This is a genomic window from Paenibacillus mangrovi (assembly GCF_022898935.1).
Taxonomy (GTDB): domain Bacteria; phylum Bacillota; class Bacilli; order Paenibacillales; family Paenibacillaceae; genus Paenibacillus_AQ; species Paenibacillus_AQ mangrovi.
Genome location: NZ_JALIRP010000006.1, coordinates 381480 through 405099, shown reverse-complemented (window position 1 = coordinate 405099; position 23620 = coordinate 381480). Strand labels below are relative to the sequence as shown.

The following is a 23620-nucleotide window of genomic DNA, read 5'->3' as shown; positions in this document are numbered from 1 at the left end:
AATAAGCAGGCTTAGGCAGCCTGCTCGACAATGTATGATATTCAGCTATCGTGCTTCATTAGCGAAGCGAACTTTGTACTTATCCTATTTGCTTTTCCTCAATTCGATACCATAACTCACAATACTCATAACCGTCTTTGTTTGTACAATACATTTCGAAATTGCCGCCATCTAAAACATTATACTTTGATGTTTGTAGCCATTCAGAAAATATCCGATTTTTTAATGAGCGCAAATCATAATTGCCGCTGCCGTTCCCATCACTTAATGTTGAAAATACCACCCAAGTAGATGCCGGAACATCTACAACTGTATATTCATTGATCTTGCTATTCTCCGATTTGTAACACCCGATCAGATATGGGAAAGTGGTATTGCTTGTGAATTTGTAGGAATCGTATGCAAAAACGGCTCCAAGCTCCTTGCTGAAATTGCCTTCGCGCCACCAATCCCCAATTACCGAGTTGCGTAATCTGTCAAACTCTCCATTCTTGCATATGTTTTGCCAAACCTCCGGAATAGAAACTCCTTGTTGGTTCGCAATATCGTCGATATTGTATATATCCTCTAATCCAAAAACTTGAAAAGCATCCCGTTGCTCAATTCGATAATTCATCTCGACAACTCCTTTTAATGTAATTTGAAAGGAGATGCGCGGATAGGCTTTTAACGCACTTCCGGCATTGCGCGCCGATGTAGGAGTCAATCCATGCAGATTTTGAAATGCTCGTGAAAATGATTCTGGCGTTTCATATCCATATTTCAAGGCTATATCAGTGACTTTATTCTTTCTGTTTTGTAGATCAAAGGCGGCAAGCGTTAGCCTTCTGCGCCTAATATACTCTGATAAAGGTACTTCAAGTATAAATGAAAACATACGTTGAAATTGATAAACAGAACATAATGCAATTTTAGCAATCTGTTCATAATCAATAATATTTTCTAAGTTATCTTCAATATAATCAATAGCATGGTTCATACGTTGAAGCCAATCCACGGCGATCCCTCCTTTCAAAAGGAGCATATCATGCTGTAGATCTAGTCGCCTGATTTTTCATGCAGCAAAATATCAGATGATTGAAAAGTTCTACTTTGTAATAATTCTTTAATTATTTGAATTATCCTGCCAGTTAGTTCAACACCGCCGCGTAAGTCTATTGTATAAAAACAGAACTCTTCAAGTATTCCTAACGCCCTCGTTTGTCTGCCTTTCTTAAAAACCGATGTCCCGAGTATGTACAATCAAGCGGAGTTACAGCGATTGCTTTACGTGCCTTTCCACAGCTTTACATTGCCATGCGGTACTTACATTAATAAGGAATTAAATCAGCGGATTCAATTAATTGAGGACAAATCTAAAAAATTGAGGAGCAAATCAACATATTCTTTCCAATGACCGTCTGTAATTTCTAATGATAGCTTGCGTATAGGGGCAGAGTCGAAAAGCATTCTTGCATAATTACTGTAATCTCTTAAAAACATCATATAACCTTCAGCACCTGAAGGACGATTTCTATAGTATGGATGATGATTGTCTCTTTCCCAAATACGCTCCAGAAATGCGATTCCTCGATTCTTCACGAGATAGTTAATGGTGTCATCCGTATTATTCCTATGCAAGCAAACTAGTGATGGCTTGAGAGGGGAAATAATCTTATAAATTGCTTAGATAAATGACTGGAGTTGAGTAAATGGTGCATTCTATCTGTTCGTAATAATTCCATTCTACGTCAAGTAGATCAGTTCCAATTCCGTTATTGCGAAGGAGATGTCAGGAGTTTCATAAGCAAGAATATCTAAATTAATGAGGATCGGCAAGAAGTTAATCTAATAATGTTATAAAAAATAGCTGACGCATTAGACATTAACGACATTTCAGTATTAATGTAGTTTGAGAGAGTTGATTAGTGCCAGATACTACGTTTAACGCTAAAACGAGTGGATTATCGCGCTGCGCAAAAATGGTTAGAAGCATCTACCGGGCAATTTCAATTTCGTTAACAGCTTCTCCACCTCGGCGCCATGCTGCAGCATCAGCCCCAAGGAAACACCTTCGCTGTACTCTAAGATCGGACGATATATATGAGTTAGATCATTCAAAGCATCCCAAATCGAATCCCATTCGATGCTGCCGTGTCCGATCGGCTGATGCAGATCCGCAATGCCGTCGTTATCATGCAGATGCACGGCTTGGATTCTAGACCCTAAATCACGAATTAGCTGTGGGGTATCCCAACCATTCACATGTGCATGGCCTACGTCAACGAGCGCAGTGATTGTTTCGATTTCACTGAACAACGCCGTAAATTCCTGTTGATTGAATAGCGCATATTCGCCCATGCCCATATTTTCAACTGCTAAGCCTACATTCACCTTACGCGCATATTCGCCTAAACGCTTTAGGTTTTCCTTGGCAAAGGCTTGTGATGCCTCACGGTCGAACAATGGCGTTGAATATAAATTCGGATGCAGCACCATATGCTCAGCGCCTATTTTAGCGCACCAATTCAGACATTCTTTATAAACCTCATAAGAATATTCCCGAATTCCAGCATACCTTGCAGAAGCTAGATTCAGCTCCCATATCGGACCATGAACGCTTATCCCCCCTTGATATTGCTGGAACCTCCTGAACTCTTCCTCCCAATCGACAGGGTCACGCCAATTGGGGCCATCCATCATTAATTCGATCCCCCCATTCCAGCGGCTGAGGAGCTCAGCGAAATCCTCCATGGCATTCATATACGGTGCAAGATTAATAAATATCGTCATCGGCATTCACTCCATTCTAGAAATCAGAGTTACTCTTCCTCTCTATTCTAACAGAATAGATTAACGATATTGATAGATTTGTTAAAAAAAACCAAAAAATAGGATGTATCGCATCCTGTTCTTCTTCATGAGACCCTAATTTTCATTCTTTCCAATCGATATAGACTTCCCGAATCCCGTCAATTTGCCAAATATGCTCAAACAAATCGACCATCCCTTTACGTCTAGAGGTATGGATTCGAAACTCCATACACACTTTTTTGATATGATTCAGATCGAGCTCTTCCTTCACGGACATTTGCTCAATAGTCATCTTTTCTTTACGTAATAGGGATGTAATGATTTCTACACTTTTGGGACGATTCGCCATCACGATTCGGAGACTGCCGTACTTTTTGAACAAAATGAGCTTACTCTCTAACTTGTTAATGATCCATATCATACCCATGATGATCAAAATGGTGATAACCGCAGGCCAGTAGAAGCCAGCGCCTACACTTAATCCGATTCCTGCCACAAGCCATAATGTCGCTGCTGTTGTGAGACCAGACACCACATTATTGGAACGTCTGATGATCGCTCCTGCACCCAAGAAGCCAATACCACTGACTACTTGGGCAGCTAGACGGGCAGGATCGAATCTAGCATTCGGATGATTTAAGAGCTGGTCACCGAAGCCATAGATCGAAAGCAGCATAATTAAGGCCGAGCCAACCGCCACAAGTAAATGTGTCTTAAAGCCTGCCTGCTTATTCTTTCTCTCCCGTTCCCAGCCAACGACTCCCCCTAGGAGTGCAGCCAATAATAGCCTAAATATTACTGCATCTATGCTTATTTCGATCGGTGATACCAAAGAATCATAACCTCCATATATTCAAATATGGTAGCTAGACAATGTTAAGCATTCGCATCCTGCCATTTCCATAATTCCTTACTCGAAGAGGAAATGCCGATTGCACCGCTTCCCAGCGCTGCTTCAAGATCGTTTAAATCTACCATTAAGCCGCCTGCAATAACAGGGACATCCACTTCATCACGAATTCGTTTCATAATTCTCGAGCATACCATTCCTGGCAGCACTTCAATCGCATCAGGCTGAGATGCCTTGGTTATTTTAATTCCGTTATCGAGTGAGACGGAGTCAAATACAAATAGACGCTGCACCGTCATTAGGCCATGCTTTTTGCCCTCAGTAATGATAGAGCTTTTGGTCGTTACAATGCCATCGATCCCGATTTTCTCTGCCATGTACGCAACGCCCAGCTTATCCTTGCCAATGCCATCTATGAGATCAAAATGAATAAAAGACAGCTTACCTGCATCTCTAATTTGTTCTACTATTCCCTCAATTGAGAAAATATCAGCTTTAAGAACAAACACAATATTAGATGTCGACTGCAAAATGCTTGGAAGCTCCTGTGTATTCACCAAGGACGTAATCACCGGTTTACGTTTAAGACAGTACGCCAGTCTATCATAACCTTCAGAATTTACCTTCATCATCATCACCCCACATTGTATGTACCGTCAGTATTCTACATTATTCAGCAGGATCACACACGACGGATGACTTAAGAATATCATAAACAGAATCTAATAGATAAGTTGGTTTGTGTTCAGCAGCATCAACATCAGCCTTGCTTGTAATACCAGTAAGTACAAGTCCTGTGCTCATGCCAGCATTTCTGCCCATCCGAATATCCGTTTCCAATCGATCGCCAACCATTAAGCATTGATCTGCGTTAAGATCCAGAATAGCAAGCGCTGTATTGGCAGTGAGGATGGAGGGTTTCCCTATGATGATATCAATCTTTTGCCCAGTCGTTCCTTCAATAGCTCCCATCATGCCTCCGCAATCAGGCACATCTCCTCCTGGCATCGGACAAGTGCGGTCTGGGTGAGTCGAGATCACAGCAGCGCCACGCTTGATCGACTGATACGCAAAATCAAGATGGTCATAATGGAAATCTCGATCCCATGAAACCACAACAACATCTGTCTCAGCAGGTGTGTCTGCAAACTTAATGCCGTTCTCCTGCATCTCTTTCTTCAGAATATCCTCACCAATGACATAGACCTTGGCCCCTGGATGCTGATCCTTCAAATAATGAATGGTGACAAGCGCTGGATTAAGCAGATTATCTAGTGAAACACGCATCCCCAGTTTGTTAAGCTTAGCCACATATTTCTCTCTTGAATCGATTGTTTTATTCGTTAAGAACAGAAGCTTCTTATTCTCGGCCTGCAGATATTCGATCGTTTCCTTCGCTCCTGGGATGAGCTCATCTCCTAAATAAATGGTGCCGTCCAAGTCAAATATATAGCCTGCAAAATGATTCACTCTATTCCCCCCTATTCCCCTTGCGCAATCTTAAGTTGCTCGATGATGAGTGTGCGATGTCTGTCTAGTTCAGGTGAATCCCATCCAAGCATCTCACTCATGATGCGTAGGACGGATTCCATTACCCGCTCCGCTTTCAGGCGATCAAACAGAATCCAGCCTGTTCTTCTTAATAAGAAATCACTAGCTGTCACGGTCATTTCATGCAGGACTGCATACTTAACCTCTGCGCAAAGAACTAAATCCATAAGCGGCGTATCATCGCCCACTTCCTCCTGCAGCTCTTTCAAGTAACGATATAATACATTTGTATTAGAACCATAACGAGTTAGGAGATCCAGCACTTGCCCTTTGATTAATCCATGGGCCTTGCCTTCTTCAATCAGTCTAGCGCGATTCTGCTCGAAGGTTTCTCCTCCCTGCGCAATCCCTCCGCTAATCAGCTCACGATCAGTGGAACATGGCGGATAAATTCTTCCCTCTTCTTCCTGCAGTTGCTTCGATACTAGGTTCACGACCTTCTCCGCCATCTTGCGGAAGCCGGTAAGCTTGCCGCCTGCAATCGTAATCAGACCACGCTCTGATACGAACATTTCATCCTTACGAGATACCTCAGATGGACTTTTGCCTTCTTCATGCACAAGTGGACGAAGTCCTACCCATCCAGATTCAATATCTTTCTCTTGCAGTTTAACGGCTGGGAACGCTGCATTAACGGCATCGATCAAATACTTGCGATCCTCTGCATTAATTCTGGGATTCTCCGGATTTCCTTCATAGATCGTATCTGTTGTACCAATATACGTTTTGCTCCCACGCGGAATCGCAAAAATCATTCGTCCATCCGGCACATCAAAATATGCTGCTTGCTTAATCGGCAGCTTTCTCGCATCCACAACTAGATGAATGCCCTTAGTTAACAACAAATGCTTTCCTTTCAAGGAGTTATCCTTCTTCCGCAGCTCATCCACCCATGGCCCCGCAGCGTTGACAATCTTCTTCGCATAGATATCGTACTTCTCACCACTAATCCGATCCTTAACCTTTACACCGACGACTTTGCTATCTTTATAAATGAAATCGATCACCTTGGCATAGTTTGCAATTACGGCACCGCAATTCTTCGCGCTTTTTATAATTTCAATAGTTAATCTAGCATCATCCGTGCGGTATTCATAATAGTAGCCAGAGCCTTTTAAACCTTCGATTTTGAATAATGGTTCCAGATTCATCGTATCCCTGCGATCGTACATTTTACGGCGCTCACTGCGCTTTACACCAGCAATCCAATCATAAATGTACAAGCCTATTGAGCTGGCTAAATATCCATATGTGCCCTTTTTATATATGGGCAGCAGCATAGGTATAGGATCGACTAAATAAGGCGTGCTCTTATGAAGCAAAGCCCGCTCCCTGCCGACCTCCTGCACAAGTCTAACTTCTCCCTGCTTCAAGTATCTGAGTCCGCCATGAATTAATTTGGTTGATCGACTACTTGTTCCGGAGGCAAAATCGTTCATCTCTACTAACCCTACTTTCATCCCCCTGACGCTTGCATCCCAAGCGATCCCTGCCCCGGTAATCCCTCCGCCTATAACGAATAAATCAAGCTGCTGCTCAGCCATTTGCCGCAAGTAATTTGTGCGTTCCTTAACTGAAAAAAGTTCCATGTTGCATCCTCCAATGATTGGTATAAACGGAACAGATATGGTAGTAAATATCTTTACCGTATCCTTTTCCTTTTTTTTTGAATACACAAAAAGGACCCTTTTGCAAGAGAAATACACACTGCAATAGTGCGTAATCTGCAAAGGGGTCCTCTAATGTCTCCACCCATATACATATTAAAGTTAAAACCTATTATATGTCGTACTATTTAAAATGTCTACAACATTATGCTAAGTTTAATGACACTCCTTTTTGTCCTACCGTAATTTTGTACGCTCTTGACAACCCGCATGAGAACGCTTATAGAATTATTTTAAGGTTCATGACAATAGGATTGCCCTTACGGAGGTGAAACGATCGATGAGTTACAGAGACACATGGGCCGACATCTCACTCGATGCGATCGAACATAATGTGCGATTGTTCAAGTCGACTCTAACCGGTTCGTGCCGCTTAATGGCAGTCGTCAAAGCGAACGGGTACGGGCATGGAGCGGTAGAAGTCGCCAAGACGGCATTGGAAGCGGGAGCTAGCCATTTGGGCGTTGCTCTGCTGGATGAAGCGCTGCAGCTTAGAGCCGCGGAAATATTGGCACCCATATTGCTTCTCGGATATACGCCAACTCGATCCGTTGAAGCAGCTGTGAAGAACGATATTGACATCACGATTTTTTCCGAGTCCCAGCTGGATGAAGTCATCGCTTGCACGAACAGGCTGAGACGAAAAGCCGTCGTTCACCTCAAGGTGGACACAGGCATGACTAGACTCGGCGTAACGTCGTGGGAAGAAGCTCTTGCCTTATGCCTGAAGGCTGCTTCCTCTGAATTCGTGAAGCCGGAAGGATTGTTCACCCATTTTGCCGATGCGGACCGCCTAGACTCCCCGTACACACGAAAGCAGTTCGAACTGTTTCTCTCTCTGATCAAACATTTGCAGACGAACCAAGTACATATTCCGATAAAACATTGCTGCAACAGTGCAGCGACATTGCTCTATCCGGATATGCACCTGGATATGGTTCGGGTAGGAATTGGCTTGTACGGATTGCAGCCTTCATCGGTTCCGCTTCCCAACTCTTCGCTTCTTTGGCCTGCGATCCAGTTTAAAACGCAAGTGAGTTCCGTAAAGCTTGTCTTGGCCGGGCAGGCGATCGGCTACGGCTGTACGTTCCAGCCAACCCGCGACAGCCACATCGCCATACTTCCTGTCGGTTATGCTGACGGATGGCCGCGTTCCTTATCAAACAAGGGTAGTGTATGGCTGAGCGATGGCTTAGCTCCAATCGTCGGCCGCATCTGCATGGATCAAATGATGGTCGATGTAACCGATATCCCGAACGTGCAAGTAGGCGACGATGCCATTCTCATGGGTGGACCGGACCATTCCCCCGTTTCCGTGGAAAAGATAGCTTCGCAATTGCAAACGATCAATTACGAGGTTGTCTGCGCTGTAGGGAAAAGGGTTCCGCGCTATTACGTACGAGGAATCCAAAAAAAAGGAATATACGGAGGACTTAGCATGGACATTCAACAAAAACTAAAGCTCCGCATTGAACAAATTACAAACGATCACGGTTTCAGCGGAACGATCTTGATTGCGCAAGACGGTGATGCTCTATTACACCATGCATACGGAACGGCAAACCACGATTACGGAATCTCAAATAAACTGGATACCAAGTATGCGGTTGCTTCCATCACTAAGCCGATAACCGCAATGGGGATTATGATGCTTGCCGAAAAGGGACTCATTGATGTTCATGAGAGCTGTCTTCGCTATTTGCCAATGGATTTGCCGATCGATAAAAGCGTCACGCTTCATCATCTTCTTACCCACACTTCGGGCATACCGGATTTCGAGACAATGCCGGATTTTTTCAAACTCGGCATGCAAGCCTATACCAACCGTGAGATCGTCGAGCTCGTTAGCCATTTGCCATATAGCCCGCCTGGAAAGAGCTATGAGTATTGCAACACGGGCTATAATCTGCTTGCATGGATCATCGAGACTGTAACCGGACAATCGTATGACGAATTTGTTAGTGAATCCATTTTCAAGCCGCTTGACATGCAGGGCACACTGTGTGGATACAGCCGTGACATCGTGCCCAGTCTGGCATGCGGGTATTCTCTTTCCGACGAAGACGCCGCTGTCATAAAGGCTCCCTATTACGCGATCGAGAATTTCAAAGGGTCCGGCAATCTTTATTCGACTGCAGAAGATTTGCTAAAGTGGAGCCACAGCCTATATTCGGACAAACTGATTTCAGCAGAAACGCGCAACACGATGCTTACTCGGCATGTACCCGTGGAAGACGCTCGTTCCTACGGCTACGGGTTGAACATATATCCGAACAGTTTTGGTCATAACGGATGGCTGCCAGGGTATAGGAGCACGATTCGCCATTTTTACGAAAAGCGAGTTACGCTAATTGCGCTAGGAAACCAAGATTTCGTCAAGCAGAACGATATCTTGGAACGAACGTTCGACATGTTTTAACATGTATTTTACATATGAAAACGTGATTTTAATTCCCGATCAAAGTTGTTGACAAGGTGTATTTGGGTGATTTATGATATGTTCTAACAATCCTGAAAGCGGATTCAATATTTGGAAGGATTTGTGTTGTGGGTGGAGACGATGAGAAACCCTACGACCAAAAAGATAACCTCCTAGACAGGGGGGATTCTTGCGGTTCGTTGGCTCATCGTCTTTTTTGTTTCACAAATTTCGATCTTGGAAGGGGAAACTTGCATGAAAATGAAAAAATGGTTGGTCGGATTGACAACCGCGATGTTAGTAATGAGCTCGATGATCGGCTGCTCTTCGAGTACGCCGACTTCGACCAACGCATCTGAGGCAACGGCTCCGCCGGCCACGGAAGACAAAACGCCTGTAACGATTCAATACTGGCACGCGCACGACGACGATCAAAAAGCAGCATTGGAAAACATGGTCCAGGAGTTTAACAAGAAATATCCATGGATCACGGTAGACACCGTATTCCAAGGCGATTACGACACCCTGCAACAAAAGCTTCAGGCAGCCATTGCAGCGAAACAGGTACCGGCCGTAACGAATATTGAGGTGCATGCGCTACCGCAATTTGCCGACAGTGGCGTCCTCATGGACCTTACTCCTTACATTTCGCGCGATAAATTGGATACGAACGACTTTTCCGAAGGGATGCTCAAAGCATACTCCTATCAAGACAAGCAATTCGGTCTGCCTCTAATTGTAAGCACAAGCGTCATGGTCTATAACAAAACCATGTTTGATCAAGAAGGTGTGAAACCGCCGCAAACTTGGGATGAAATCGAGGAATTTGCGAAGAAGCTTACGAAAAAAGATGGAAATGAAGTCTCACGTTACGCGTTCTCCGTTCCTGGATGGGATACTTGGTACTTCGATCCGTGGATCGAAAACGGCGGCGGAGCGATCTTGTCCGATGACATGAAGACCGCAATGATCGACCAGCCGGACAGCATGAAGTTCATGAAGCTGTTCAAGGATTGGAAAGACAAGGGATACATGCACATCGGCTACGGCAAAGGCGCTTCCGGCAACATGCGTCAAATGTTCTTCGACGGCAAGATCGGCATGGTTGAGCATACTTCCGCACTTATCAAGTGGTACATTGAAACCGCAAAATTCGAAGTCGGTGTATCCTTCCTCCCTGGCGATAAGAAACGGAACTCCCACATGGGCGGTGCGAGTATCGCAGTGATGGACGGCATCAAGGATAACGAGAAAGAAGCGGCTTGGAAATTCGTTCAATTCATGACGGGCGCAGAAAACAACATCAAATGGGCTGAAGGCACTGGCTATCTTCCGACGCGTAAATCGGCGATCAGCTCGGAGGAAGGCAAAGCTTACTTCGCGAAATACCCGCAGTATAAAGCAGTCTTCGACAACTTCGACAACGTGATCGGACCTCCGAAGTCCCCTGCTTTCAATGAAGCGAGCGCCGCTTACGAAGAAGCGATGGGCAAAATGGTGCTGAATGGCGAAGATCCTGAAACACTGCTCAAGGATGCCGCGAAGAAGATGAACGACATCCTGAAGGACCAATAATTTGAAATTGAGGTGGAGGGCTTGAGCTCGGAGATTAAATTAACCAAGCATGTACCGACTAAGAAAAGGAGTTTACTCAACATCAAGAGAAGGGAAAGTACTAAGGATTTTCTGTTTGCTCTTCCTGCCCTCCTTTTACTCGCTATATTCACGTACTATCCGCTTGTGAATTCCGTTTTCATCAGCTTTACGGATTGGAATCTGATAAGACCGATAAAGAAATTTATCGGTCTTACCAACTATCAGAATCTGCTCGTGGACCCGGAGTTTTATCATGTTTTGAAAGTGACGTTCCTCTATACAATCATTGAAGTATCACTGGAGCTCCTACTCGGACTTGGATTGGCCGTTCTGTTCAATGTTACGGCCAGATCCTTCGGAGTGATGCGTTCGATTCTTTTCATGCCTCATTACATATCCATGGTCGTCGTATCCATGGTGTTTGTTTGGATTTATAACACGGACTACGGCATTCTGAACACCGTCTTGAAATTATTCGGCGCAAGTCCCGTCAGTTGGCTGAACGATCCGTCGACAGCGCTTTGGGCAGTCATCATCGTGGCGGTATGGAAAGGCGTAGGGTTTACCTCGCTTATCTTTATCTCCGGACTACGCGGCATACCGATCGAATATTATGAAGCCGCAAGTATCGATGGCGCCGGCAAATGGAAACAGTTCTTGAAAATTACACTCCCTCTGTTGTCACCGACAACGCTGTTTCTCGTCATTACGTCCTTCATCTCGTCCATGCAGGTGTTCCAATCCGTCAATATCATGACGAACGGCGGCCCGCTTAAAGCGACCAAGGTGATGGTGTACTGGATCTACGATTTGACCTTCGTACAATTTAAAGCCGGCAAAGGATCTGCGCTCGTTATTATTTTCTTCTTTATTATTGTTTTGCTTACAGCCATTCAGTTTGCTATATCCAAGAAGAAAGTTCATTACGAAGGGTAGGTGCATACGTTATGTTCAATAGTCAAAAGGTAAGCGCTACCCGGCTCACTATTGCTATCATAGTCACGTTGTTTATGCTGTTCCCTCTTTATTGGCTCTTGATTACTTCATTTAAACCAGCCGAAGAACTGAAAAGCGCAATCCCTACGTTTTGGCCGAAACATTTTACGTTTCAAAACTATGTTGACGCCTTTAATAAGGCCCCGTTTCTTCGGTATGGTATGAATACGTTAATTCAGACGGTCGGCGTCGTAACCTTGCAAGTCAACATAGCATTGCTAGCCGCCTACGCCTTCGCGAAAGGTAATTTCTTCGGCAGGGACAAATTGTTCTTGGCGGTCATCGCCGCCATGGTCGTCCCGGAACAGGTTGTGTTCGTTCCCGTGTACGTGATGATGGCCAATGTCGGATGGTTAAACACGTTTTGGGCATTGATCGTTCCGAACGCCGTATCCGCTTATGGTATCTTTCTCTTGCGTCAGGCATTCAAATCGATTAATAACGACGTCATTGAAGCCGCCAAGGTTGACGGCGCGCACAGGCTGCATATTTTATATCGGATTTTGACTCCGATGGCGCTCCCAACACTTGTTACGGTCCTCATCTTTAAAATCATCGGTAGCTGGAACTCCTATTTCTGGCCGCTAGTCATGACGAATACAGACAATATGCGCGTTCTTACCGTAGGCATTGCGATGTTGAAAAGCTCAATCGCTGGGAACGAAATGTTGAATTTCCAATTAATCATGGCCGGCAGCGTTTTAGTTGCGGCTCCGATCGTGATTCTATTCATCTTTACCCAGAAACATATCCTGACCGCCATGTCGAACTCTACATTTAAATAAGGGCGTGTAAAATATGCGGAATATGAACTGGCGGAAAGCTGTGAAATTGACGGGTGTTCTATTGACCGCTATCGTTTTGGTTCTTGCTGCCTGCACGACTGCCAAACCGACACCGGTAACCGTTACGAGTACACCCTCGCCTGTCAAAGATTCCGGCACACTAAGAACGGCTGAAATATTCGATCAGGACAAATACAAGGACAAGCTGACCGTTCGTTATTTCTATATGGACGCCGCTGAGGCGTCGGGCGACTGCATTCTCATTCAAACTCCTGACGGAAAAACAATGATGATCGACTCGGGACTCCCCGAAGTGGGCGAGCAAGTCGTCAATTACTTAAATAAGCTTAACGTTCAGACGATAGACGTTGCCTTGAACACGCATCCGCACTCGGACCATATCGGAGGTTTTGCAACTGTATTAAAACAGAAGGATGTTAAGAAGTTTTATATGGAAAACCTCCCATATCCCGATTCCAATGCGTATATGAACGTCATCAAGGCGTTGCAAGAGAAGAACATTACGCCTGAATACCTAGAAGAAGGCTCCTCCTTTGAATTGGGTTCCGACTTGAAAGTAACCGTCCTTAGCCCTAAGAAGGGTGTACTGCCGCAAGCGGTGAAGAGCTACGATTATGCGACGCTCAATTATTATTCCATGGTCGTCAAAGTCACGTATAAGAATACTTCGTTCTTGTTTACTGCCGACATCTATAAGGATCGGGAATTTGAACTGGTTGAGGCGAAAGCGGATTTGAACGCGAGCTTTACGCACGTCCCGCATCATGGGAACGCAACCTCTTCATCGAACACTTTTATCGAGGCCGTGTCGCCTCAATATGCCGTCATGAGCTCGAATATTTTCCAAACACCTGAAATCATGAAACGGTACCAGAAAAACAATGTTACCGTGTATTCCACAGGACTTCACGGTAACGTTCTCATTACGTCCGACGGTGAGAAGTTGAATGCGATTACGGAAAAAGATTGGCAGCCCTAACCTATGAAGCGTGTTTTTTTCTTTCTCGCTTTCGTCATTTGGGGCGCAGGCTGCTGCGCCGGGACGGCATCGGCACATAATCTGAATTACGGCTACTCCTACATTCATTTATCAGAAACGTATGTTGATTATGAGCTCCTTCTGCCGTTCCCGATTTTGCAGCAGTACGACATGAACAAGGACGGCAGAATCTCCCAGGGGGAGCTTGAAGCGCAAGAACCGGCCATCCGAGCTTATATGCAGGAACATTTGCTTTTATTTAACGGTTTACAGCAAATGTCGTTTGAATTAGTCGACCTTGAATCGACGATCCAGAAGTCAACAGAAGACCCAGTCGTTGCGTTCAAATTACGATTTGCCTCCGACACGGAAATAAGCGCTCTTACAATCAAATACAACGTCATTGTCGATGATGTGGATCCAACTCATCAAAATTACGTGCAGATTTTCCAAGGCGATACCCTTATGGGTCATCAGGTTGTAGGAAAAGACGACCGTACGTTTCGCTATAGCCCTGGAGAACAGACAGCCTATTCGTTCACTGTTATCGGATCGTACCTGTTAGCCGGAATACGCCATATCGTTCGGGGCGTAGATTATTGGCTCTTTTTATTTTGCATGGCAGCCTGCGCAACCGGATTGCGAAAACAGATTCAACCGACTTTCCTTTTAGTCGCAGCATCGTTGATCGGGTATATTGCAGCCTCTCGCTTAGGGCTTACCGCCCCTTCGATCTGGTTGAACCTGTTCATGTTCGTCGCACTCGGCCTGCTTGTGGTCAGCCTAATGAAAGGAAAAGCTGGCAATCTGCGGTCCTTTCTCATTCTTGCATACGGCTTGCTGCACGGTATCGGCTTCACGTCAACGATATCAAGCGAGATCGACCTTGTGGCAGAGTTTAAAACCGTCTCCTTAGTCATCTACCACGGCGGTCTATTAGCCGGGCAAATAGGCGTGATATTCGTGCTCCAATCTCTCCTTCAACCGCTGTTTAAAAAAGGAGGCACGACATGAGTATTTTCTCGATTATGTTTATGTATATCAATTTGGGCTTGGAGCATATCATTACCGGGTACGATCACCTGCTATTTCTGCTCGCGCTCATCATTATCTCCAAGAAATTTACGGATGTTCTAAAAATCATTACAGCGTTCACGATTGCGCATTCGATTACGCTAACCCTTGCCGCATTAGAATTAATTCCCGTATTTCCCAAATGGATCGAAGCTGGGATTGCTCTGACGATCGCATACGTCGCTATGGAGAACTTCTTCGTCAAGACGTCCAAGTGGAGATGGGCCCTCACGTTCGCGTTCGGCCTCATCCATGGGCTGGGCTTTGCCACGGCCATCAGCGAAATCGGATTTGACCAGACATATACGGCCCTTTCACTGCTTTCCTTCAACGTTGGAATCGAGGTTGGACAATTACTTGTCGTCGCACTAGTCCTTCCTTTCCTATTGAAATTACAGTCGAACGAAAAGTATTACAGGCCTTTTTTCTATAGCACATCCGCTTGCATTTTCGCCGTCGCAACCATTTGGTTCTTTCAACGCTTATTCGTTTAGACAAAAACTGGCGCCCGCTAAGTGCGGACGCCAGTTTTTTTGTCTTCCTATTTAAATGATTTACTCTTAAGAATGGTTCGAAGCCGTCCGGGATAGTCCGTAATAATGCCGTTCACGCCATAAGAGATAGCTTGAAGCAGCTTCTCTTCTTCATTGACCGTCCACGGAAATACGGAGAGGCCTTGCTCTATCGCGGCCTTTACATCCTCTGCGTCAAGGCGGCGCAAGCCCGGATGAAGCGAATAGACTTCGCAGCCTGCAACGGCCGGAAGCTTCCAATGATAGGCCATGCGTAGATCATAAAGAAGGCCGATTTTCACACTTGATTCTATTCGCTTCAAATTGGCCAGCCCTTTGTAATCAAACGAAGAAACAATGACCGTATCCAGCCGATTGCTCTGACGCAATAGTTCGGCCAGCGCCTCTTCCAGACCGCTGCCTATTCCGCCCTTCATTTCCACATTAATCATGAGTTCCGGCGGAGAGAGTTCAAAAACTTCTTTTAAGGTAGGGATGCGTTCTCCTGAAAAAGCATCGCTGAACCATTTTCCCGCGTCAAGCTCGCGCAATTCCGAGAGCAGCATGTCTTTCACGGCGCCTTGGCCGTCCGTTGTCCGGTCTACCGTGAAGTCGTGAATCACGACGATTTCACCGTCTTTGGATAAGTGCACATCTAGCTCGAAGCCGCCGCAGCCTTGCTCCAGACCAAGACGGAATGCTCCAATCGTGTTTTCGGGGGCTTCGCCGGAGGCGCCACGATGTGCGATAACGAGAGGTATAGCATGATTCATAGGAAAATTCCTGCCTTCCTTCACATGGTCTAAACGATGCCGATAATATAGGTATACGAAGCGAAAAATATAAAAACCTTGCCGCTGCATTCATATCCTTCGCAAAGAAAAGATACAAATCCGGGCAAGGTTATCTCCAGTGACTCTGCCTAACCATCGCTTCATTATGATGAAGTATAGGCGCGGGGAGATCAAATTCCGTGTATCTTTACTTCTGGTTTATCTTCAACCGGAAATCGACGGTTTTTCCCTGATACGTAACCGTAATCACCGTGACGAATGGCTTCTTAGCGATAAGCTCGCCTGTCGGAGTGATTTCCACAGACTTATCCTTGGTCGCTTCGTATCGGGCCATGGCCGTCACATCTTGCTTACTGCCGTTATCGTACTGTGCTTCCACTTTCAACTGCACATGTTGCCCAACGGAAATTTCCGGCGTCAGGCCATGCAGGGCAATGGATTGGAGAACAGCCGGAGATTTAACCTTCACTTGGAAGGGTGCCGACTTGCTGCCGATCCGTGCCGTGATGACGGCAACCCCCTCCTTCTTGGCAATCACCATGCCTTCTCCGGATACCTCTACAATGTCCGGATCACTGGAGCTCCAGGATGCATTCGCTGTAACGTCGAGCGATGCTGCGTTACCGAACAATTGCACAGCCTGAGCATGTGCATCCGCACCGACTTCCATCAATTGAGGGATGCCCCGAATCTCGTATTGGCCATATGTTTTCCATAAGTTTAAGTCCACGATCTGCAGACGATCGAGCACGTAAGTCGTCGTGTACCGATATAAATTCGCGCCGGACTCATACAGCACGTACAAGCTGCCATTCACGTCCAGCACATTCTCGGACATTGGAGGCATCGTCAACTGGTTATTCGTGTCCGCCTTATTCTTGCCATCAAGGAACCATACCGGAACTGAATCCGTGCCGTAGGTCACCATGGTGTGCGGTGCTTCGTTAATAGGATTGTTGAACCGATACAAGTAGCTGTTCGCATAACGGGAAGTTGACTTGCTGAGAACGATGCCGTCGCCGCGAATGACAGCTCCCTGAATTTGATCCTGAATCGACAGAATAAGATCCGGGGTCACCGATTGGATCCCGTCATTGACTTTGCTTGACGGGAGAAGATCGGTTTGGCTATCCAGCCGATAGCCGGCAATCCAAGCATGGTACAAGTCCCCGTCTCGATTCACGAGCAGATGGTTCGCTTCCGTCGGATAACCGTCTTCCTCGTAATAATCGCCTACATACAATACGCCGTCCGCATAAGTCGTGAAGGAGGCGCGGGTTGGCGTCGCGAAACGGTCTTTGAAGCGAACTTCCCCGTTGTTAGCCGCCTGTACGATATCATTCAAGTCCAATCGATACAAGTAGTTGCCCGATGCGATCCAAGCATGCTGGCCGCTGACGGCTACTCCTCCCGCATGGCCTATATACCGCTTGCCGTCCTCTTCGAGCAGGATGAGCGATTTGATAAGCTGACCGGTCTGTAGGTCGATTACGGACAATCGGCTTGGTCGATCGTCGCTGAAATAGCTGGAGACGAGGAGCCAGTCTTTATCCGGATAATAAGCGGTGCCCTGCGGAATAAGGTCTTCCGCCAATCCCGGAATGATTGGGCCTTCCGTGCCGGTATTCCAAAGCATCGCATACGCGTCATTCTTCGGGTTAGCCGTTCTTTCCTGTTGCGTCGCAATGGCATGATCCGGCGTAACCGTCACTTGCGCGGAACGGTCCGATTCTTTCCCTGACGAATTTATCGCTGATACTTCAAACGAGTACGGTACGTTGCCGATCAGCATGTATACCGTTGTCAGGTGCTCGGAAGCCGGCAAGGTATTTTCTAAAATGCCGTTCTTGTAAATGTTGTACTCCATAATGTCCTGCTCACTGCCCGGCGCCCAGCTTAAGCTGACCGTACCATTGCCTGGAACCGCATTGACTTGCGATGGAGCCGCAGGCGACTGGTCGTTCGTCATTTGTGGCGGAGGAGCCTGTCCGGCAGACAATCTGCCAGGAGTAGACACTTGTTTGGACGCGATTTTACGCATGACCTTCGATCCGTCCGCCGGATAACCGTAAACGATGCTCTTCCCTTCGGCTACGTCCGAACTGTTATTATTGTAGGTTGCTCTGCTGATCTCATTGCCGCTCGGGTCTTTGATGAGAACGGTTTGTTCCGATGTATTGTAGAGGCCGCTGACCCCCTCGACAATGTACATATGATCGGCGTTCACATACTTGTTGAAGTACGTGTCGTAGTAGTAGTGGTTAAAGCCCTCAAGTGTAAGCGAGTGGAGTTCCGCTTTCCTCGTCCAAAGCAGGAAAGTGTCCCCCGGCCCGATGACAGCCGGCTCGCTAAGGGTATATTCCCAACTGCTAGACGGGGTGGAGCTTTCGAGTCGCAGTGTGTAACCCTGCAACGAAATCGCTTCAGAAGTCGTATTGTACAGTTCGACAAATTCATGAGCGTCATATCCGGCATAATTGTTCGAATCCGGTACCAGCTCGGTAATGAGCAAGGAAGGCACCGGCAGCAGCTCAGGCTCGGCAGTGACGGGAGCGGATTTGTCCGACTCGTTCTCCGACGTATCCATGGCCGTGAGCTCGAATGTATAGCGACGGCCGAAATCTAACGGCCCGACCGTTGCTGTATTTGCCGGAGCCGGAACGACTTGCCGCAATTTGCCGTCTACATAAATCTGATAACCGGCCAAATCAGGCTCCGCATTCGGCGTCCAGTTCAAGGTGACAACGCCTTTGCCGGGAATGGCCGTCAGACCGACTGGGGGAGCCGGCGGCTCCAAGTCATATATCGGATGCGGCTTTACCGTAACTGCTGACGTCGCAGGCGATTCGTCGCCATTCGCGTCAACGGCTGTTACTCGGAACTGGTATTGCGTGCCGTTCGTTAATCCTTCCACCGTATAAGAAGTGTCAGCCACGGTTGCAATGGCCGTAGATTGGGCCATGTATATTTTGTATGCGGTTACATCCGATTCCGGGTTTCGATCCCATTCCAGCAGGGAGACCGAATCTCCCGCCTTCGCTTTAAGCCCGGAAGGAGCCGTCGGACCGTGCACTTGTCCGGTAACCAGGACGCCAGGAGTCGAGGGCTGGTTATTGGCGATCTTCACCATTTCGATTCCACCGGCCTGCGGCATGTAGGTTACGCTTCTACCTGCAATGCCGTCCGGCACGTCTGCGTTAATATAGGTGCTTGTAACAAGCTGACCGCCAGGCGCTGCAACTCCGACTTTACGTTTCGCCGTGTCATGCAGCCCTTGTGCGGACGTCGTCAATTTCACCGCGTACACCTGCTCGGGGGTTAGCGTTACCCCGTACGCCTCGTTGAACTCCGACAAAGGCAAGTTCGGATAATCGTACTTCATAAGCCAAAGAACCAACACGCTTTTGGCATCGATCGTTTTATTGGTAATCGGCCAAATGTTAGTGGGACTCGAATACGGCTCACTTGTATAATATTGAAGTTTATAACCGTCCAAGTTAATGGGACTCGTCGTATTGTTATAAATCTCGACGTACTCGTAAGGCTGACCGGTTCCGATTGATTGGGGCACGATCTCGGTAATCATCAGGTCCGGCTCCGCCGCCGCCGCATGGGCCGTTCCTTGCGGGGCCAAGCCGACGAACGGCAAAGCCAGCAAAGCGAACATCCAGATGAATAGCATTGCTCTTCTCCATCTACTTCGTTTGTTCATCTTATTCCTCCTCAATTTTGGAAACCGATCTTGCTATACTTTTGTAAAGATGTTCCCTCCCTTCTACAAGACGGAGATTTCATAAAAAAACCCGGACAACAACGGTAAGCCGAATCGGCTGCGCTGTTACCCGGGTTATCTCCTTTAGACTCTACCCAAGCTTATTTAGTTAACTCTATTTCAGTATAATTCTTACCTTGTCCTTTGGCAAGATAGCATCTACCATTTAATCATATGCTGTGCATCCGGAATCCACTGATGCTTAAAAAATGTTCATGGGAACCGAATTATGCTACTCTGTAGACGAAGCTACCGTTATATTCAGAGATGCGTGAGGAAGTTTCCCCCCCATTATTCAGGTAGTGCTTTCTCATTTTATTAAAGACGAATAAGTGGCTTATAAAATGGAGACGATCGGTTCTGTGGCGTGTGTGAAAAGGGTGTTTCGCCCGTCAAAAGGAGGCCAAGATGAACGAAACAGCATTAGAGCTTCAGTTATTTGAGAACTTAAAGCCTGAGTTAACATCGTTCTGTTACAGAATGCTAGGATCCATCGATGACGCAGACGATGCTGTTCAGGAAACCTTTATTCGTGTTTGGCAAAGTTGGCATTCATTCAGGCAGGATTCCTCATTCAAAACATGGGTTTATCGTATTGCATCAAACTTATGCCTGGACAAGCTAAGACAAGCCAAACGCCGCACGCGTCCCGTTGACCTATCCGATCCAGCGGTACTCATCGTTGAACTCCGCGAAAAGTTTCCTGACTCAGCTTGGATTTGGCCTGCCCCTGATTTCTCGGGGAGTCCGGAAGATATTTTCATTCGCAAAGATACCCTCGAACTCTGTTTTATTACACTCTTACAGATCTTACCCCCCGTCAACGTGCGGTTCTTATTTTGAAGGATGTATTCGAATGGTCCTCCAAACAGATCGCAGAAACTTTAGGAATATCGCCGGCAGCGGTTAACAGCGCCCTGCAAAGAGCCAGAGAAACGATGGTCCGATCGAAACTTCATTCTAACGAGTTTAGCATGATGGATGTCGAACCTGATCGTGAGCTGCTATCACGGTATGTGGAAGCCTTCGAACAATTTGATATCAATGCGCTGGTAGCGTTGTTTCATGAGGAAGTTCAACTAATGATTCGGGGATGGTTTTGGCACTATATAGGTCGAAGACGTCCTGCCAAGTTTTAATGGTTCGCATGTAATCCCTCCTAAAAAAAATGACCCCCTCGAAAAGCCTCTGAAGTGTCCCTTTTCATGTTGGTGGAGGCGAACCTTGGCTCAACAAATCCACAATTCGCCGCCGCGTGATGCTTAGGTTGTTTGGGAAGGTGGCGTTACTCCATGGCTTGTTTTTTTCTCTATATTTTCAGAAAAGCATGCTGTTCCAGCTCGTTCCAATCATACTGTTCCCCTGTCCCCGGCACATCGGGAGGGGCAATGCAACCGTCCTGATCCACCTCATGGGCATAAACCGCCGGTTCAGCGTACACGAGAATTTCAAAAGCGGTATTGTTCGGTATCGCGCACGCCAAGTGAAGGTTCGGCAAGCCGCCGCCGTGAATTTCGGCTTTCATGCCAAAGGCGTCCGCCAGATGGGCGATCCGAAGGGCGCCCGTGATGCCGCCTTTGTAGTGCGTACTCGTGCGGATAAGATCCGCCGCCTCCTGCACGATAAAGTCCGCGGCGTTGTAGTGGCAGCCATCCGATGTTTCCGCAGACAATACGGGAATGGTTAGTTCCCGGCATAGCTTCCGGTAATTATTGATGTTGAATTCACGCATCGGTTCTTCGTACCAGAGGAATCCTACTTCTTCCAGATGCTTGCCGAGCCGGATGGACTGCTGAAGATCGAAGCCCGCAGAACCGTCATACATCAGGTCGATATGCTCACCGACGTGCTTGCGTAACGCTTTGGCCAGCTTGGCATCCGCTTCCACATCGCCCCAGGCGTGCAGCTTGATGGCCTTGTAGCCTCTTGCCAAACACTGATCGGCGATGCGCAAGTACTGATCGATCGTATCGTACGTGACCGTGCTCGCGTAAGCGGACACTTTGTTGGTATGGCCGCCAAGGATCCGGTACAAGGGCAGTCCCGACGCCTTGGCTGTCAAATCCCACAAGGCGATGTCTACCGCGCCCAGCATATAGATCGGAAATTCTTCAATCCTGTCCAGTTCCAACATCAGATGCCAAATGCGCTCTTTGAGAAACGGGTCCTCTCCCAGCAGCATATCCTTGATTCTACGTCCGATCAGATCGATGGCGATTTGGCCGCGTGGAATCGTACATACGCCCTCCATTCCCTCGTCGGTCATGATTCGCAGCACGGTCGATTCCTGTACGGTATCCGAACCCGGCAGCCCTTTGCGCCATACAAAAGGATACCGAAACTCCGTACGAATCGCATACGCTTTTACATCGGTTATTTTCACTTTCCAGCAGCCTCCTATTCCTTGATCAATTCCGCATATTTTTTCTGTGCAGCTTCAAATCCCAGGTCTGGATTCGTTTTGCCAAAAGCGACTTCCTGCATGATTTTTATGAAATCCATCCGGAAGTTCCAATATCCATTCGGCCGTGATGAGAACTTGTTGGCATTAGCAGCCGTCTTGTCAAGCAGCTCGATTTGTGCCTTATCCGAACCGGACAATTTCGGAGACACATATTCCAGCACTTTGGCCGAAACAGGGACTCCCCGCGACAACATGAGCGCATCGGCGGCTTCCGTATCGTTAATAAACCATTCCAGAAACTTCTTCGCTTCTTCCGCATGTTTAGAATTGGAGCTTACGGTGAAGAACTGCGAAGGAACGAGCCAGCCGCCCGATTTCTCGCCCGACGGAGCGGGCGTGAGCGCGAATGTATTCGGCGAAACATTGTCGAAACCACCAAAACCAGCAGCATACGTGCTTAGGAACAAAACTGTCCCGTTCAACAGCAGGTCCTGCTTCGGATCAAACTGCTTGTAAGTAACTGTTATGTCGGCCGGAGGAACAACCCCTTCTTTTCTCAACTGATCAAGAATAGCGTTGAATTCTGTCCACGTCTCATGATCAATGTTGAATTTCCCGTCCGCAGTGTGCGCAAACCCTTTGCCCTTGCTAAGCTGAAACATTTCATAAGCATCCGGATCCATGGAAAGATCGGCGAGCGAATATTTCCCTTTTTCTAGCTTCGGTTGAATGTCGCGGGCCAGCTTGAACAGGTCGTCCCAGGTCATGTTCTCCGATAGCTTCACGCCCAGCTTATCCAATACGGCTTTATTGTAAATAAACCCTGTAGCATTCTTACCGAGCGGAATACCGACTTGTTGTTCTTTGTACTTGCCTGCCGAAACGAGATTCGGATCCACATCTGCCACATTGACACTGCTCAAATCCGCAAGCTGGCCGCGAGATGCATATTGAACGATGTTATAAGTGTCAATCTGCATAATATCGGGAGCGTTCTTGGCCGCAGACTGGGTAGTCAACTTCTCGTAGTAACCATCGAATCCCGAAAACTCCGGTTCGAATGATACGTTCGGGTTTTTCTTGGTGTACAGGTCAAGTGCTTTTAATGTCGCGTCGTGACGTGCTTGCGAACCGGCCCATGCAATGCGCAGCTTGATCGCTTCTCCCCCTTGCGCTTTTCTGGAGGACTCTTCAGTGCTTGCTGCATTTTTCGGTTTGCCCGAACCGCACGCGGTGATAGCCAAAACAATTGACAGCACGATCAACAGCGATATCCAGCTTATTGCTTTCTTCATCTCGTTCCCCTCATTTTCTTAAAATTAATTTGATGACATGTTTACTTTAAAACGCTTTCAACTGCGAAGGTAGGAGATCGATGCACAAAATCTTCTAAAAATTAACGATCTT

19 protein-coding genes are annotated in these 23620 nt (G+C 46.9%); 9 read left to right on the top strand and 10 right to left on the bottom strand.

Features of this window, described 5'->3' with window-relative positions; translation table 11 throughout:
* Positions 1–79: 79 nt before the first annotated feature.
* From MUG84_RS17120 to MUG84_RS17095, 6 genes are all read right to left on the bottom strand, one after another.
* Positions 80–997: an AraC family transcriptional regulator gene (locus MUG84_RS17120; protein ID WP_244726837.1), complete on the bottom strand. Its 918-nt coding sequence runs from the start codon at positions 995–997 to the stop codon at positions 80–82.
* Between the two features lie 968 nt (positions 998–1965).
* Positions 1966–2772, bottom strand: coding sequence for a sugar phosphate isomerase/epimerase family protein (locus tag MUG84_RS17115; protein WP_244726835.1), 807 nt, complete (start codon positions 2770–2772; stop codon positions 1966–1968).
* Positions 2773–2914: 142 nt separating this feature from the next.
* Positions 2915–3625: an MgtC/SapB family protein gene (locus MUG84_RS17110; protein ID WP_244726833.1), complete on the bottom strand. Its 711-nt coding sequence runs from the start codon at positions 3623–3625 to the stop codon at positions 2915–2917.
* Positions 3626–3669: 44 nt separating this feature from the next.
* On the bottom strand, positions 3670–4203 hold the full coding sequence (locus MUG84_RS17105; protein WP_280521361.1) for a glycerol-3-phosphate responsive antiterminator: 534 nt from the start codon (positions 4201–4203) through the stop codon (positions 3670–3672).
* A gap of 109 nt (positions 4204–4312) precedes the next feature.
* The gene (locus MUG84_RS17100; RefSeq protein ID WP_244726831.1) at positions 4313–5113 is read right to left on the bottom strand and encodes an HAD-IIA family hydrolase; all 801 of its coding nucleotides are present in this window, start codon (positions 5111–5113) and stop codon (positions 4313–4315) included.
* Positions 5114–5124: 11 nt separating this feature from the next.
* Complete coding sequence (locus MUG84_RS17095; protein WP_244726829.1) at positions 5125–6783, bottom strand: glycerol-3-phosphate dehydrogenase/oxidase; 1659 nt, start codon at positions 6781–6783, stop codon at positions 5125–5127.
* 358 nt (positions 6784–7141) lie between these two features.
* Between MUG84_RS17095 and alr the strand changes: the two genes are divergently transcribed.
* The 7 genes from alr to MUG84_RS17055 all read left to right on the top strand — a co-directional run bounded on the left by alr (position 7142) and on the right by MUG84_RS17055 (position 15225).
* A complete protein-coding gene (gene alr, locus MUG84_RS27520) occupies positions 7142–9280 on the top strand; it encodes an alanine racemase (RefSeq protein WP_342346124.1) in 2139 nt (712 codons plus the stop codon).
* Positions 9281–9535: 255 nt separating this feature from the next.
* Positions 9536–10855: an ABC transporter substrate-binding protein gene (locus MUG84_RS17080; RefSeq protein ID WP_244726827.1), complete on the top strand. Its 1320-nt coding sequence runs from the start codon at positions 9536–9538 to the stop codon at positions 10853–10855.
* A 21-nt stretch (positions 10856–10876) separates the two neighbouring features.
* Positions 10877–11812, top strand: coding sequence for a carbohydrate ABC transporter permease (locus MUG84_RS17075; protein ID WP_280521360.1), 936 nt, complete (start codon positions 10877–10879; stop codon positions 11810–11812).
* Between the two features lie 11 nt (positions 11813–11823).
* On the top strand, positions 11824–12657 hold the full coding sequence (locus tag MUG84_RS17070) for a carbohydrate ABC transporter permease (protein WP_244726825.1): 834 nt from the start codon (positions 11824–11826) through the stop codon (positions 12655–12657).
* 13 nt (positions 12658–12670) lie between these two features.
* Entirely contained in the window at positions 12671–13657 is a 987-nt protein-coding gene (locus MUG84_RS17065) for a ComEC/Rec2 family competence protein (RefSeq protein WP_244726823.1), read from the top strand.
* Between the two features lie 3 nt (positions 13658–13660).
* Positions 13661–14671 carry a HupE/UreJ family protein gene (locus tag MUG84_RS17060; RefSeq protein WP_244726820.1) on the top strand — a complete coding sequence of 337 codons (1011 nt, stop codon included), beginning with the start codon at positions 13661–13663 and terminating at the stop codon, positions 14669–14671.
* Positions 14668–15225: a HupE/UreJ family protein gene (locus MUG84_RS17055; protein WP_244726818.1), complete on the top strand. Its 558-nt coding sequence runs from the start codon at positions 14668–14670 to the stop codon at positions 15223–15225. Before MUG84_RS17060 ends, MUG84_RS17055 begins: the two co-directional genes overlap by 4 nt.
* Before the next feature lie 47 nt (positions 15226–15272).
* Here the strand turns inward: MUG84_RS17055 and MUG84_RS17050 are convergent, their stop codons facing one another.
* Both MUG84_RS17050 and MUG84_RS17045 read right to left on the bottom strand, forming a co-directional pair.
* On the bottom strand, positions 15273–16016 hold the full coding sequence (locus tag MUG84_RS17050; RefSeq protein WP_244726816.1) for a glycerophosphodiester phosphodiesterase: 744 nt from the start codon (positions 16014–16016) through the stop codon (positions 15273–15275).
* 208 nt (positions 16017–16224) lie between these two features.
* Positions 16225–19749: a lamin tail domain-containing protein gene (locus MUG84_RS17045; RefSeq protein WP_244726813.1), complete on the bottom strand. Its 3525-nt coding sequence runs from the start codon at positions 19747–19749 to the stop codon at positions 16225–16227.
* Between the two features lie 468 nt (positions 19750–20217).
* Between MUG84_RS17045 and MUG84_RS17040 the strand changes: the two genes are divergently transcribed.
* Both MUG84_RS17040 and MUG84_RS17035 read left to right on the top strand, forming a co-directional pair.
* The gene (locus MUG84_RS17040) at positions 20218–20652 is read left to right on the top strand and encodes a sigma-70 family RNA polymerase sigma factor (protein ID WP_244726811.1); all 435 of its coding nucleotides are present in this window, start codon (positions 20218–20220) and stop codon (positions 20650–20652) included.
* Positions 20649–20948, top strand: a complete 300-nt coding sequence (locus MUG84_RS17035; RefSeq protein WP_244726809.1) for a sigma factor-like helix-turn-helix DNA-binding protein — start codon at positions 20649–20651, stop codon at positions 20946–20948. Before MUG84_RS17040 ends, MUG84_RS17035 begins: the two co-directional genes overlap by 4 nt.
* A gap of 170 nt (positions 20949–21118) precedes the next feature.
* Here the strand turns inward: MUG84_RS17035 and MUG84_RS17030 are convergent, their stop codons facing one another.
* Positions 21119–22192, bottom strand: coding sequence for an enolase C-terminal domain-like protein (locus MUG84_RS17030; RefSeq protein ID WP_244726807.1), 1074 nt, complete (start codon positions 22190–22192; stop codon positions 21119–21121).
* A 14-nt stretch (positions 22193–22206) separates the two neighbouring features.
* Positions 22207–23508, bottom strand: a complete 1302-nt coding sequence (locus MUG84_RS17025) for an ABC transporter substrate-binding protein (protein WP_244726805.1) — start codon at positions 23506–23508, stop codon at positions 22207–22209.
* Between the last annotated feature and the right edge of the window lie 112 nt (positions 23509–23620).

Coding starts and splice junctions, on each gene's coding strand:
- MUG84_RS17045 (WP_244726813.1), bottom strand. CDS start 19,749: ATGAACAAACGAAGTAGATGGAGAAGAGCAATGCTATTCATCTGGATG.
- MUG84_RS17095 (WP_244726829.1), bottom strand. CDS start 6,783: ATGGAACTTTTTTCAGTTAAGGAACGCACAAATTACTTGCGGCAAATG.
- MUG84_RS17050 (WP_244726816.1), bottom strand. CDS start 16,016: ATGAATCATGCTATACCTCTCGTTATCGCACATCGTGGCGCCTCCGGC.
- MUG84_RS17065 (WP_244726823.1), top strand. CDS start 12,671: ATGCGGAATATGAACTGGCGGAAAGCTGTGAAATTGACGGGTGTTCTA.
- MUG84_RS17025 (WP_244726805.1), bottom strand. CDS start 23,508: ATGAAGAAAGCAATAAGCTGGATATCGCTGTTGATCGTGCTGTCAATT.
- alr (WP_342346124.1), top strand. CDS start 7,142: ATGAGTTACAGAGACACATGGGCCGACATCTCACTCGATGCGATCGAA.
- MUG84_RS17060 (WP_244726820.1), top strand. CDS start 13,661: ATGAAGCGTGTTTTTTTCTTTCTCGCTTTCGTCATTTGGGGCGCAGGC.
- MUG84_RS17040 (WP_244726811.1), top strand. CDS start 20,218: ATGAACGAAACAGCATTAGAGCTTCAGTTATTTGAGAACTTAAAGCCT.
- MUG84_RS17080 (WP_244726827.1), top strand. CDS start 9,536: ATGAAAATGAAAAAATGGTTGGTCGGATTGACAACCGCGATGTTAGTA.
- MUG84_RS17070 (WP_244726825.1), top strand. CDS start 11,824: ATGTTCAATAGTCAAAAGGTAAGCGCTACCCGGCTCACTATTGCTATC.
- MUG84_RS17055 (WP_244726818.1), top strand. CDS start 14,668: ATGAGTATTTTCTCGATTATGTTTATGTATATCAATTTGGGCTTGGAG.
- MUG84_RS17115 (WP_244726835.1), bottom strand. CDS start 2,772: ATGACGATATTTATTAATCTTGCACCGTATATGAATGCCATGGAGGAT.